General features: G+C 38.1%; 13 protein-coding genes. 5 read left to right on the top strand and 8 right to left on the bottom strand.

The window, feature by feature from the left end; translation table 11 throughout:
- The first annotated feature begins 19 nt into the window (after positions 1 to 19).
- The 3 genes from ung to BS34_RS0101605 all read left to right on the top strand — a co-directional run bounded on the left by ung (position 20) and on the right by BS34_RS0101605 (position 2,012).
- Positions 20 to 709: a uracil-DNA glycosylase gene (gene ung, locus BS34_RS0101615; protein ID WP_051640627.1), complete on the top strand. Its 690-nt coding sequence runs from the start codon at positions 20 to 22 to the stop codon at positions 707 to 709.
- Positions 710 to 846: 137 nt separating this feature from the next.
- Complete coding sequence (locus BS34_RS0101610; protein ID WP_038126225.1) at positions 847 to 1,464, top strand: SCO family protein; 618 nt, start codon at positions 847 to 849, stop codon at positions 1,462 to 1,464.
- 101 nt (positions 1,465 to 1,565) lie between these two features.
- Complete coding sequence (locus BS34_RS0101605; RefSeq protein WP_029406809.1) at positions 1,566 to 2,012, top strand: hypothetical protein; 447 nt, start codon at positions 1,566 to 1,568, stop codon at positions 2,010 to 2,012.
- Here BS34_RS0101605 and BS34_RS0101600 read toward each other — a convergent pair.
- Positions 1,992 to 3,149, bottom strand: a complete 1,158-nt coding sequence (locus BS34_RS0101600) for an IS4 family transposase (RefSeq protein ID WP_029406808.1) — start codon at positions 3,147 to 3,149, stop codon at positions 1,992 to 1,994. The two genes, BS34_RS0101605 and BS34_RS0101600, sit on opposite strands and share 21 nt — an antisense overlap.
- On the opposite strand from BS34_RS0101600, the gene BS34_RS0101595 reads away from it, so the two are divergent.
- Positions 3,138 to 4,802, top strand: a complete 1,665-nt coding sequence (locus BS34_RS0101595; RefSeq protein WP_051640626.1) for a methyl-accepting chemotaxis protein — start codon at positions 3,138 to 3,140, stop codon at positions 4,800 to 4,802. The genes BS34_RS0101600 and BS34_RS0101595 overlap by 12 nt on opposite strands.
- 686 nt (positions 4,803 to 5,488) lie before the next feature.
- On the opposite strand, the gene BS34_RS12450 is transcribed toward BS34_RS0101595, so the two are convergent.
- The 7 genes from BS34_RS12450 to glyQ all read right to left on the bottom strand — a co-directional run bounded on the left by BS34_RS12450 (position 5,489) and on the right by glyQ (position 12,210).
- Positions 5,489 to 6,169 (bottom strand): OmpA/MotB family protein, encoded by a 681-nt coding sequence (locus BS34_RS12450; RefSeq protein WP_029406806.1) that lies wholly within the window; start codon positions 6,167 to 6,169, stop codon positions 5,489 to 5,491.
- A complete protein-coding gene (locus BS34_RS0101585; RefSeq protein ID WP_084151538.1) occupies positions 6,166 to 6,975 on the bottom strand; it encodes an OmpA/MotB family protein in 810 nt (269 codons plus the stop codon). Before BS34_RS0101585 ends, BS34_RS12450 begins: the two co-directional genes overlap by 4 nt.
- A gap of 10 nt (positions 6,976 to 6,985) precedes the next feature.
- On the bottom strand, positions 6,986 to 7,810 hold the full coding sequence (locus BS34_RS0101580) for a motility protein A (protein ID WP_029406804.1): 825 nt from the start codon (positions 7,808 to 7,810) through the stop codon (positions 6,986 to 6,988).
- Complete coding sequence (locus tag BS34_RS0101575) at positions 7,811 to 8,560, bottom strand: lysophospholipid acyltransferase family protein (protein ID WP_051640625.1); 750 nt, start codon at positions 8,558 to 8,560, stop codon at positions 7,811 to 7,813.
- Positions 8,557 to 9,090 (bottom strand): D-glycero-beta-D-manno-heptose 1,7-bisphosphate 7-phosphatase, encoded by a 534-nt coding sequence (gene gmhB / locus BS34_RS0101570; RefSeq protein WP_029406802.1) that lies wholly within the window; start codon positions 9,088 to 9,090, stop codon positions 8,557 to 8,559. Before gmhB ends, BS34_RS0101575 begins: the two co-directional genes overlap by 4 nt.
- Positions 9,091 to 9,211: 121 nt before the next feature.
- Positions 9,212 to 11,284 carry a glycine--tRNA ligase subunit beta gene (glyS, locus tag BS34_RS0101565; protein ID WP_029406801.1) on the bottom strand — a complete coding sequence of 691 codons (2,073 nt, stop codon included), beginning with the start codon at positions 11,282 to 11,284 and terminating at the stop codon, positions 9,212 to 9,214.
- Positions 11,284 to 12,210 carry a glycine--tRNA ligase subunit alpha gene (gene glyQ / locus BS34_RS0101560; protein WP_029406800.1) on the bottom strand — a complete coding sequence of 309 codons (927 nt, stop codon included), beginning with the start codon at positions 12,208 to 12,210 and terminating at the stop codon, positions 11,284 to 11,286. The genes glyS and glyQ overlap by 1 nt, the downstream gene beginning before the upstream one ends.
- Before the next feature lie 308 nt (positions 12,211 to 12,518).
- Between glyQ and BS34_RS0101555 the strand changes: the two genes are divergently transcribed.
- A complete protein-coding gene (locus BS34_RS0101555) occupies positions 12,519 to 12,785 on the top strand; it encodes a sulfurtransferase TusA family protein (protein ID WP_051640624.1) in 267 nt (88 codons plus the stop codon).
- The last annotated feature ends 228 nt before the right edge of the window (positions 12,786 to 13,013 follow it).

Here is a 13,013-nt window from a genome sequence, read left to right as displayed (position 1 = left end):
AGATTATGCACGAGTAAAAATGCTAAAAGAAAATACCGCAATTAAGATTGACCATAGTTGGTTACCTTACCTTGAGCCAGAGTTTAATAAACCTTATATGCAACAACTTAAGGCTTTTTTAGTATCTGAAAAGCAATTAGGTAAACAGATTTTACCTAAAGAAAATGATTGGTTTAGTGGTTTAAATAGTACGCCGTTGGATAAGGTTAAGGTGGTTATTTTAGGACAAGATCCTTATCCAACGCCTGGACATGCTCATGGTTTATGCTTTTCTGTGCAGCCCAATGTAAAGCCTTTGCCTAAATCTTTACTTAATATAAACAAAGAACTTGAAACAGATTTAGGGGTGAATAATCAACATACCGGCTATTTACAACCCTGGGCTGAACAAGGCGTTTTACTGATTAATGCGGTATTAACCGTTGAAGCGGGTCAAGCAAACTCTCATCAAAATAAAGGTTGGGAAAAATTTATCGATACCATTATTGCCACCCTTAATGAACACACTGCAAATACTGTGTTTATTTTATGGGGAGCCTACGCACAGAAAAAAGGAAAAATGATTAATCGCCAAAAACATTTAGTGATTGAAAGCCCTCATCCGTCGCCTCTATCCGCCTATCGTGGTTTCTTTGGAAGCAAACCTTTTTCTAAAACCAATCAATATCTACAACAGCATCATAAATCTCCTATCAATTGGCAGTTATAGGCATACTCATTGCTTTAATGCAAAACACAAATAAAAAACGCTTAATTGAAGACTGAAAAGTCATATATTGCCATAAGAGCTAACCTACAATAGCTTCAGTGTCTTCTTTTTTAGCAAAAGGGTTCTTTGGAATTTTAATGAAACGTAAACCGCTGTTTTTAGGTCTATTGGGCTTAACTCTATTAGTTATGCTCTTAATGCCTATGGTTTTTTATTGGGTAGAAACAGGGCCATATTATGGCCGTGAAGAGAATAACCCGGCTCCTGGATTTACCTTATTAGATACACAGAACCAGCCCCACCGCTTAGCGGAGCATAGAGGTAAGTTTACGTTTTTATATTTTGGCTATTTGAACTGCGACAAAGTTTGTCATAACCAAGTTGGTGTCATGTTTAATATTAACCACCAAACGGACAACACCGATTTAGATTTTATTTTTGTCACGATGGATCCAAAACGAGATACCAATGAAATGCTAAATGATTATTTTAATCAATTTGGTAAAAACTTTTTTGCACTAACCGCAACTAGCATGCAAGAAATACAAAAAGTAGCCAGCTCCTACAAAGCCTACTTTTTTGCTGATGGCAGTACCGAAAAAGGCAAAGATTATGAGATTTCTCATCCAGGAAATATCTTTTTAATTGACCCGGATGGACAGATTAGAATGGTTTATCAAAATACTTATTTACGTTATGACAAAGTCATTGAAGATTTAAATCTACTTAGAGCGCAGTATGCAGAAAAATCGTAAACCGCACGTTTACAACATTAACTTAAACTTAACTTAACCTAAACTTAAACTTAAAAAAAGCCATTTAAAAGGCGTTTTAAAAATTAACTTTGGAGATTTCCATGAGTCAAGCTAAAGACCCTGCTCTACTCTCAGCAGATAAAAAGATGCTGTTTATACTTCTTGCTCACATCCCTTTTGTGGCTCTATTAGCACCTATCAATTATGACACTTTTAGCTTTGCTATACCTATGACCGTTGTCATTGCTGCTTTAACGTTGCTAAGTTACTTTACCCTAAGAGGCACTAGAGGTTTTGGTATTCTTAGCGGTGTTTTTATAATGCTCTATTCTGCAACCCTTATTCAAACCGAAATGGGACGCATAGAGATGCACTTTCATATCTTTGTTGGGCTAGCCTTCTTGCTGCTTTATAAAGACTGGTTAGTCGTTGTCGTTGCTGCGGCTGTTGGCGCTGTACACCATTTATTGCTTACTTATTTACAACTTAACCAAGTTGAAATAGGGGGTATGCCACTGCTGTCCCACTTAATTTCTCACCAAGCCTAAACTCATTTGGGGCCTCACGTTTTCTACATTAGGTGGTGGCTTCAAAAGTTCTATTAACGGCCTTCTAATAAATAGATTCATTTGTAGTAATCTTAAAATCTGCTGAAAACTCTTTTTCGATCCTGATTGAAACTTAAGAAAAGCGATAATCAAATAAACACATAATGCGGCCATGATTTGAGTCATTACCGCATTTTTAGAGTTACCTAAAAAAGCTTTGATTTTTAGATTTTGTTTGATCCATTTAAAGAAGAGTTCTACCTGCCAACGCTCTTTATATATATCTGCAATTGTCTGAGCTGACCAGTTCATTTGATTGGTAATAAACTGATAATCTTTTTGCGTGACGGGGTCGTAATAATTCACTAAGCGAATAGCGGGTAAGTTTTCTCTAAGGGATTTCTGTCCAGTGTATTCAATGATCTGATCAGAAATAATGTTTAAGTTTTTTGTCGTCGGTAACGTTTTTACAACTTTATACTTTGCATTGCCTCGGATTCTTGTTACCCATACCAACCCTTTTGAACTCAAGGCTTTGTGCCAGCTGAAGTTGTTATAACCTTTGTCAAAAACGAGTACACTTCCCTTTGGAAACTTCCATAAATCAACTTGTTTCATTTCAGACTCTTTGGCTCCTGTTAAGGATGCAAAAGCTGGGATAAGGCCATCATGATCAAGTCCAATATGCAGTTTCATGGCTGATTTTTTCTTATTGTAATCCGCCCATGGAAAAAGCTTCATGGAAAGATCAATAAGAGAACCATCCAACGAGAATAGCTTTGATTTGAATCTGAAATTATGTTTTGGTGAGTGCTGAGAGCATTGTTTGTAAAGCTTAGAAAACAAGTCAGAATAGAACTGATAATCTAGCTTTTCATTGGCTCGACTGAATGTCGTGCGTTTTATTTTTTGGCTGCCTAAATGATATTGCTGTTGGGGTTGTGACTCTATTGTGGCTTCAATATCTCGAAGGCTATGGCGTGCACCTATCTGGCCAATCGCCAAGGCTGCAAATTGAGACCAGCGACTTAAAGCGTCACTTCGTCTTTTCCCATCATGAATGCTTGAAAGCTTTTCAAATTCAAGTCTCGGAAACATTTTTAAGACTTGTGATAATACTGTATTATGAAAGCTCATAGTCTGAATCCTCTGTTATTACATATGTTTGGTGGTACTTACATTGTAACAATCTGTATGGATTCAGGCTTTTTCATTTTAGCTAAGTGGGACAGCTGTGGGGGTATGCCCATTATGCTTTTCAACTATGACTGTAATTGGGGAATCACTTTCTTACACGCTCTTTTTGTTGTCATTGAAGCCACAGTGCTTGTTTACTATTCAATAATAATGAAACGAGAAGCAGATGTTTCAAATACGGTAATGAAGACCATTAACCAAGTATCAGAAGATTCAGACTTTTCTGCTCGTATTTCAGACCATGAATCTCACCCTTCCGTATTAGCAACCAATAAGTTATTGAGCTCAATTCAAGCGGCTTTTTCTCAAATTAACGATGTTATGAGTGCCATTGCTGCGGGTCAGTTTGATCAACGTATCAAACAAGAATTTGCAGGGGATATTAATATCTTAAAAGAGTCCGTAAACCACAGTGCAGAAAGTGTTACCCATACTATGAACAGTCTTGAAGAAATTATGGATGGACTCAGTAATGGTGATTTTTCAGTACGCATGAACCCACAAGTTAAAGGTCAGCTTCGTGATAAAGTAGACCACGCTATGCAGGGGACGGAAGCTATTATTTCTCGTTTAACCGGAGTTATGACTGCGCTATCAAATGGTGACTTTAGTCAACGTATTGAGATTGAGGCTCATGGACAATTGGCGATGCTTAAAAATGATGTAAACAGCGCCTTAGACAATGTTCAAAATGCCTTTACGGAAATAAACCAAGCTTCTGAACGTTTAAGTACAGGCCGCTTGAGCCAATTGATTCAAGGGGAATACAAAGGTGAACTTAACATTATTAAACAAGGAATCAACTCAGCATTTGGCAGCTTAAACGGTCTTATTCACAATGTGACTCAAATGAATGGAATGTTACAGCAAGCCTCTCAAAGCATTTCAGGAGACAGCGTAACCTTATCAAACAGTCTTTCTAGTCAAGCCTCACAACTTCAGCATACGGCAGATACCATGGAAAGCATTACTCATGAAGTTAAGCAGTCGGCGGATAGTGCAAACCAAGCCAATAAACTTTCTAACAGCGCACGTACTCAAGCACAGGAAGGTGTTTCTGTTATGAATAACACCATTGAGTCAATGCGCAGCATTCAAAACTCTAGTCAAAAAATTGCTGAAATTGTCGGCTTAATTGATAGCATTGCTTTCCAAACCAACTTACTTGCATTAAACGCCGCAGTTGAAGCCGCAAGAGCTGGAGAACAAGGTAGAGGGTTTGCCGTTGTTGCCGGAGAGGTTCGTACCCTTGCCCAAAAATCAGCCGATGCCGCTAAAGAAATTAGAGGTTTAATTGATACAACGGTAAATGCGATTGAGTCTGGAACGGAGATGGTTGAAAAATCGGGTAATGCCTTAAGCGAAATCAATACTGAGATTAATAGTGTCAGTGAAATGATTTCAGAAATGGCTTCAATGAGTTTAGAACAAGCCAATAGCATTTCAAATCTAAACCAACAAATTTCAGACATGGATAAGACAACTCAACAAAATGTTCAAATCGCGAATCAAGCATTGAACTCTGCCAATACAGTGGTTGAAGAAGTAGATTCATTATCTGAAAGCGTTCGTCAATTTGAAACAACATCTTAACTCAGTTAACAAATAATGCTAACTAAGCTATAACGGTAAAGCTTATAGTTACCCATGAGTCTTAATTAGCCCTCACTTAAAGCCTGTTTACACAGGCTTTTTTATTGTCTCTAGAAAATAGAGTCCCAAGTTTCACCACTCTCCTAACCAACAAGCGTCAACCTAGTGATGATTGAGCTAGTTTAGTTCAGTTTTGTTTAGAGTAATCACTCAGATAAAGAACAACCCCATGATTACCAGGCCTGGTAAGTAAGCTAATATAAAGTGTAAAAATTTGAACTAAATCTGACCGAACAATCGTCAATTATTATTCTAATTTAATAATCAATAATAATGAGATTAGAATTATTTTTCATTTTTATGGTGCTTAATATTGAAGCTTGGACAAACGCCATAAGTCCCCTTGTAATAAATGGTGCAAGGTTCTTAGCGTAGTGAACGGTAAAAAAACGCTGCTGTTTGAGCGAAGCGAGTTCAGCGTTTTCAGTTCACAAGCTTAGAACTTGCCCATTTATGGAGCGGGGTTTGTTTTTTGGTTACTTTTTGCCAAATTGCAAAAAGTAACGGGAAGCCTGAGTGACAATATTTAAGGCAAAGGCTTAATATTTAAAAAGGCTTCTCAATCGCGGTCTGATTAAATCTAAGCTTTTACATATAAAGTCTCTTATAGAAAAATACCCTGAATATTAAAGAGTGTCCTTTTGAAAACTTGCTGTCATTAAGATTTCTACTCTGCGATTTTTGCGCTTACCCTCTTCGCTACGATTATCTGCAATGGGTTGCCATTCTCCATAACCAGAGACTGAAAATTGTTGCGCTGGAAGGCCACTATTAAGATATAAAACCTGCATAACCGATTCAGCTCTTAAGGTACTTAAAAAGTAGTTATTTCGTAATCTTGAAAAAGGGTTTATAGGATCATTATCGGTATGCCCTTCTATTCTTATCTCTGAATACCATTGCATACCTTCTTGTTTGGCTTGTTCAATGACCTTTTTATTTTCTGCTGACTGATTGATATTTAAGAGTGGAATATTTGTAATGACCTTAGCTAAAGATAATAGCTCGGCGTTGAGTTGTTCTGAAGGTTGATAAGAGCCACTTTTAAACGCATTATCACTTTGTATGGTTAACAGAACCCCTCTCGCAGTTCTATCGACTTTAATGACTTGTAAATTTTGTTTTTCAACCTCCAAACTGAGCTTTTGATAACTTTGTGTAACTTGTTTATCTACCCATTTTTGAATTTTACTAATTTCGCCTTTGTTTAAAGCAATTGTCATAATAAAAAAAGTAATTAATAAGGTAATCACATCTCCAAATGCAAGCAACCAAGCGGACTTAGCTCTTTCCATAACCACATTCATGGCAACACCTCAGAAGTAGGCTTTTTAGTCGCATTTAGTGACGGCAATTCTTTAATATAAGGAATTAGATAGATTTCAATTCTACGGTTTTCCGCATCTTGCAGGTTAGCGGTTAATGGATGAAAACTGCCATAACCGGAAATAGCAAAAAACCTTCTAGGTAACCCTGTGTGAATACGTAACCACTCCATCATCGCATAAGCACGATAAGTACTCAGCTCAACATTATTTTTAAACAGAGCATTGGCCGCCATAGGGTTGGAATCTGTATGTCCTTCTATTCTAATCATAAAACTGACTTTGGCTGAACCCGCTTCAATACCCTGAATAAGTTTGGCATGGCGCTTTGTAAAATCCTTTACATTTAATTCAGAGATTAAAGTCGCAATACTCTGTAAATAGGGCAAATAACGGGGATTTATTTGCGCACGAGCAGAAGCAAATAGAGAAGTGTTTGAAACTAAATTGGGCGTAAGCGTTAAACGAACCCCTTTGGTTAAGGTGTTTTCAACTTGCAGCCATGAAATTGCCTGTTTATCTTTTAAAAAAAGCACTTCTTTATGTAATTGATTAACCAGTTTTTGATAGTTACGTTTGGGAGTTGAGCCTTCTAATTCAACCAAGCTGATAATTAAAATAAAAAAGGCTAATAAAGAGGTAAACAATGAAATATAAGTTAATAGCCACAAACGATTACGCTTAATCTGTTGAAGTTCATGAGCGCTATTGTCAGCGGGTGAATCTACCAGGCCTGGTAGTTTTTTTTGTTTGTTTTTAAGCAAATGAGAAATTAGCATTAGAGACATAAATTGCCCCTTACCTTAAAGATTCAAACTTTTGTTTAGTCTTCTCATTCACGTAGGCTAACAGTTTTTCTTTTACTAACAAGGTGGCTTCAGAATTTTTTAACGCAATGACTCCTTGAATAATCATTTCATTGCGTAAAACCTCGGCATCGGTTAACACTTTAAGCTTGCCTGCAATGGGCATAAACACTAGGTTAGAAAACATAACACCATAAAAAGTGGTTACTAATGCCAATCCCATACCACTTAATAGCCCGCCCAACATATCTTGGCCATTAGACCCTCCATAGGGATTACCGGTATCCGCCACCTGAGTGGTCATCATAATAATCAACCCCATGACAGTACCCATCATGCCAAAAGCGGGGGCATAAGAAGCCATATTACCAAAAACTTCTTGGCAAGATAAATGACGTAAACGCATATTAAAGAGACGGTTTTCTAGACTTTCACGAAGAATGGTCACATCTTGGTAAACCAACATTTCAGTTAGGGCAAATTGAAAATAGCGGTCTTCAATAAGGTCAATTTGGTTTTCTATGCCCAATAGACCTTTTTGTTTTGAGATATGACTGAGATTGACCATCTCTTCGATAATATCATTATAACCCACAGGTTCAGAGCTTAGAACCTTGGCAAAACCTTTAAAGACACAGCCCACTTGACCAAGCGGGTAGTTAATGAGAATGGCTGCAAATGTACCACCTAAAACTAAGACTAATCCCTGCCAATTAAGAAAAGCATAGATGAACTGGCCTTGTTGGTAATCAATCATGCTCAATATTAAAATAATTGAGCCAATCAAGATTCCTAATATTGTGGCAAATTTACTCATTTATTCCGTTTTAGCCGTCTCCTCTTTTGCAACCATGTTTTCGGTTACTAAATGTTGACTCAGCCAATTCTCTATCTGTTGATTAACATCAGAAGCAGACATCTCTGCCACATTTAAAGGCCCACTGATGTACACATCAATGGTGCCGGGTTGTTTAATAAAACTGTTCTTTGGCCAGTAGGTACCGGCATTATGTGCCACTAAATACACCGGAGCTTTCGCCTTAGTGGCTAACATTGCCCCACCAATATTGATTTTACCAAGCTCTCCAGCCGGCATCCGTGTCCCCTCAGGGAAAATGACTACCCAATCACCATTCTGTAGTCGTTCAGTTCCCTCTTTAATCAATTGGTTTAACGCTTTTCTACCTGCCCCACGGTCAATAGCAATAGGGTTAAGCAACGCCATACCCCAACCAAAAAATGGGATTTTAAGAAGTTCACGCTTTAGCACATAAGCTTGTCTTGGGAAAATCGCCTGAAAAGCAAACGTCTCCCATGCTGACTCATGTCTAGCAAGGATTAAGCCAGCTTCTTTTGGGTTAATTTTTTCAGCTCCATGCACACGATACTTAACCCCACAAGTCCAACGAACCCACACTAAACAAAACTTAGCCCAATAGTGCATAAATTGGTAACGTGTTTTAAACGAAAATGGACGAGTTAACTGCCCAACTAATGAAAAAACCACTAACGTTGAAATTTGTCCTATTGCGAACAAAATTGAGCGAATAAACCAAATTACTTTCATGCTAATAACGCCTCCACAACGGCATTTAAATTGTCATAAACAGGAATCGATTGTAAACGTAAATCACCCTTTGCCAAAGTCCGTTCTCCTTTACCTGTTTTAACCAAATAAGGCTGCATTGATTTAGCAAGAGCGACTTCCATATCCGCCTTGGTATCGCCCACCATAGGTGCATTTTTCAAATTGCAATTAAAACGCTTTTCAATGGCTTGTAACATTCCGACTCCAGGCTTTCTCGCGGGTGAATTATCTTCTGATAAATAAGGTGCATAACTAATCCAATCGACTAACTCGCCATCAAGCAGGTCAATAAATTTTTGATGCATCATACTTAGTGTTTGACGAGAATAGTAGCCGCGTTTAATCCCTGATTGATTTGTCGCTATTGCAACAATCCAACCGGCTTGTTTCAAACGTTTAATCGCCTCAATACTTCCCTCAATGGGCAGCCACTCATCTGGGGATTTAATAAACGCATCTGAATCATGATTAATCACACCATCGCGATCTAAAACAATAATTTTAGTCATTGCTATCCTTAATCTTTGACTTTTATAAAACTAAATAGATGTGCATTCAATATAAAAACTCCCGCAATTGCGGGAGTTTAATTTCATAGCCGTAATAATCAAAATCTAATTATCGCTCTGTCTACAAACGTGAAATGTCTGCGACTTGTAAGAATAGCTGATAAATCTGATTTAACAATGCTAAACGATTTTGTTTAACGGCTTCGTCATCAGCCATAACCATTACATCATCAAAGAAGTTATCTACCGCATCACGAATGGTAGACAATTCTGAAATAGCGGTAATGTAATTGCGTGCTGCAATATGATTGCTAACCGTCTCACGCAAAGCATCTAAAGCATTCCATAAATTGGTTTCAGCCGGTTCCGTAAATAACGCAGGGTTAACCGTTTCTGTAATTGAACCATCAACTTTCTTTAAGATATTACTAATACGTTTATTAGCGGCACTTAAACTCTCTGCGCCTTCCATCTGACTAAATTCCTTAACCGCTTCTATACGTTGAGCAAAATCAATTGGATGCGCTGGACGACAAACTCTTACCGCTTCAAATTGTTCAGATGATATTCCTTGGTCAGCATAATAAGCACGTAAACGACTGATAATGAAATCATAAATATCATCAACTAATTGATCATTTGTTTGCACTTGTTCATGCGAATCTAAACTGAATTGAATCAATAGACGCAAATCTAAATCGAGATTTTTCTCAATCATGATTCTTAATAAACCAAGCGCTGCACGGCGCAAAGCAAATGGGTCTTTATCACCAGTTGGTAATTGGCCAATGCCATAAATACCGGTAATAGTGTCCAGCTTATCCGCAATGGCTAAAGCTTGCGCTACCGCAGAATTCGGTAAATCATCCCCTGCAAAACGAGGTTGATATTGTGCATCAATCGCTTCTGCAACGTCTGCTTGCTCATTTTGAGCCGTAGCGTAATAACGCCCCATAACACCTTGTAAATCTGGAAATTCACCCACCATTTCTGACATTAAGTCACATTTAGATAGGCGTGCTGCTCTTTCGCACAAAGCGCCATCAACCCCTAACGGTTTACCAATTTTTACAGCAAGATTTTCAAGTCTTTCAACTTTATCAAACAAGGTCCCTAACTGCTGTTGGAAAACAACGGTTTTTAAACGTGGTAAAAAGTCATCTAATGGATTTTTACGATCTTGATCCCAGAAAAATTTCGCATCGGCTAAACGCGGACGAATCACACGTTCGTTACCATATTTGACAGAAGCTGGATTTGAACTTTCAATGTTACTAATGGTAATAAAGTTTGGCATAAGTTTGCCATCAGAATCTAACATATGAAAATATTTCTGATGACCTGCCATCGCTGAAACTAAAGCTTCTGAAGGCACGCTTAAGAAAGATTCATCAAATTCTCCGACGACCGCTGTTGGCCACTCATTCAATGCGGTGACTTCTTCTAAAAGATCAGCATCAATGACTGCTGTACCACCCGCTTGTTGTGCAACTTGATTTACCTGTTGTTCAATTTTTGCTGAACGTGCAGCAAAATCGGCTAAAACATAACCTTCTTCAGCTAATTTAGCAGCATATTCGCTTGGTTTAGAAATAGTTAGCAGGCCTGGTGCATGAAAACGGTGACCTTTAGTGGTGTTAGACGTTGTGTGACCTAAAATCGTTGCCGGAACGACGTCACTGCCTAGTAACATCATTGCCCAATGGACAGGACGCACAAACTCAACATCTGAATCTCCCCAACGCATACGCTTAGGAATGGGAAGTTTAGCTAATGATTGGTTAACAATATCCGCTAACAATGCCGTGGTTGGCTGACCTTTTTGTTCAAGGTTGTAAGCCATCCAAATACCTTTGTCAGTCTCAATTTCTACCAAGTCTTCAACTGCGGCACCACAACCACGAGCAAAACCTTGTAAGGCTTTGGTTGGATTTCCGTCGGCATCAAAACCTGCTTTTTTTGCAGGACCTTTACGTTCAACCACTTTATCCGCTTGCTTTAATTGCATAGCATCAATCATTACCGCTAAACGACGAGGCGCTGCGTAAATCGTGACGTTACCGTAACTCAACTCAGCATCTTTTAGACCGTTTTCAATACCACTTGCAAACGCGTTGGCTAATTTATTAAGCGCTTTTGGAGGAAGTTCTTCTGTTCCAATTTCGACTAAAAATGTTTCTGTATTAACGCTCATTATTTAGCCTCCTGAGATTGATCTTTAACTAGCGGGAACCCTAATGCTTCACGCCCTTCATAATAAGATTCTGCAATTTGTCTGGCCATAGTTCGTACTCGACCAATAAAACGGGCTCGTTCTGTCACACTGATTGCATGGCGTGCATCTAACATATTAAAAGCATGCGAAGCTTTTAATACTTGTTCATAGGCCGGAAGGGGAAGTTTATCTTCAACTAACTTGGCAAATATTTGCTCACACTCATCAAAGGTTCTAAACAAAATATCGGTATCGGCTTTTTCAAAGTTATAGGTAGACATTTCGACTTCATTTTGATGAAAAACATCACCATAAGTGACCTTTCCAGCAGGGCCATCAACCCAAACTAAATCGTAAACCGAATCAACGCCTTGTAAATACATAGCAATACGCTCAAGTCCATAAGTGATTTCACCGGTAACAGGTCGGCATTCTAAACCACCTACTTGTTGAAAATAGGTAAACTGCGTGACTTCCATGCCGTTCATCCACACTTCCCAACCTAATCCCCAAGCACCCAGCGTAGGGGATTCCCAGTTATCTTCTACAAAACGAATATCGTGTTCAAGCGGATCAACACCCATTACTTTTAATGAATTTAAATACAATTCTTGAATGTTATCTGGAGAAGGTTTTAACATTACCTGAAACTGGTAATAGTGCTGTAAGCGATTTGGGTTTTCACCGTAACGCCCATCTGTTGGACGACGACATGGCTGGACATAAGCTGCGCGCCATGGTTCTGGGCCAATAGACCTTAAAAATGTAGATGGATGAAAAGTACCCGCCCCCATTTCATTATCGTAAGGCTGCATGACCACACAGCCTTGTTCTGCCCAATAGGCTTGTAGGGTTTGAATTAACCCTTGAAATGTACGAATATCTGTTGCTGCTTGTGCCGACACAGTCAAAACCTCTTTAAAGAATATCTTGTGAGACCTTTGCAAAAGTAAATTCACTCCTACAAAGTTCTCATGGTCTTTCAAACCCTATTTATTGAGTTTCAATTCGTTGTAAAATCAAAACACTCAAAAACACGATTTTTGGTTAAAAAATTTGCGTAATTATAACGTATTTTGTATTGTCAAAAATAACCAAAAACAGGTAACGCCTACTTTTTTAACGAAAAAACCTGTCTCAAAAAATTTAACGGTTTTTAGAAGCCCTTTTCACCCAAGGGCAAAACTCTTTTATTGATTAAAAAGGCTTAATAATGACAACTCAAAACAATCAAACTGCTGAATTTAAAATAGACCATCAGGTTGATGCTAAAGGATTAAAGTGTCCAATGCCGGTGATTAAATTACAGCAACAAGTGAGAAGTACCAGGCCTGGTAAAACCATTGAAATTATTTGCACCGATCCTGGTGCAGAAAAAGACATTGCTAGTTGGTGTAAAGTCAATAAACATCAACTTTTGACGACAAACCAACATGAAGATAATTTTTCAATTATTATTGAAGTTAAAGGACGTTCATAAATATCTGCATACAATAGACTTAAATAGCCTTAAAAAAGCTTAAAACATCATTAAAAGATTTCGATTCTAGTATTAGCTCATATTAGTTCATATTAGCTAGTGTTACCTAGGCTTCATTTCGTTATAATGTGCGTGATTAATTTAAACTTCAAATAAAATAAGAACTCACATGAAAAACAGGCTTATGTCCTCTAACTCCACTAAAATCACCTACACTTTCGCCTTAAT

Source organism: Thiomicrorhabdus sp. Milos-T2 (genome assembly GCF_000702325.1).
In the GTDB taxonomy this organism is placed as follows: Bacteria; Pseudomonadota; Gammaproteobacteria; order Thiomicrospirales; family Thiomicrospiraceae; genus Thiomicrorhabdus.
Note: the sequence above shows the minus strand (reverse complement) of the source record. Positions and strands in the feature narration are given on the sequence as shown.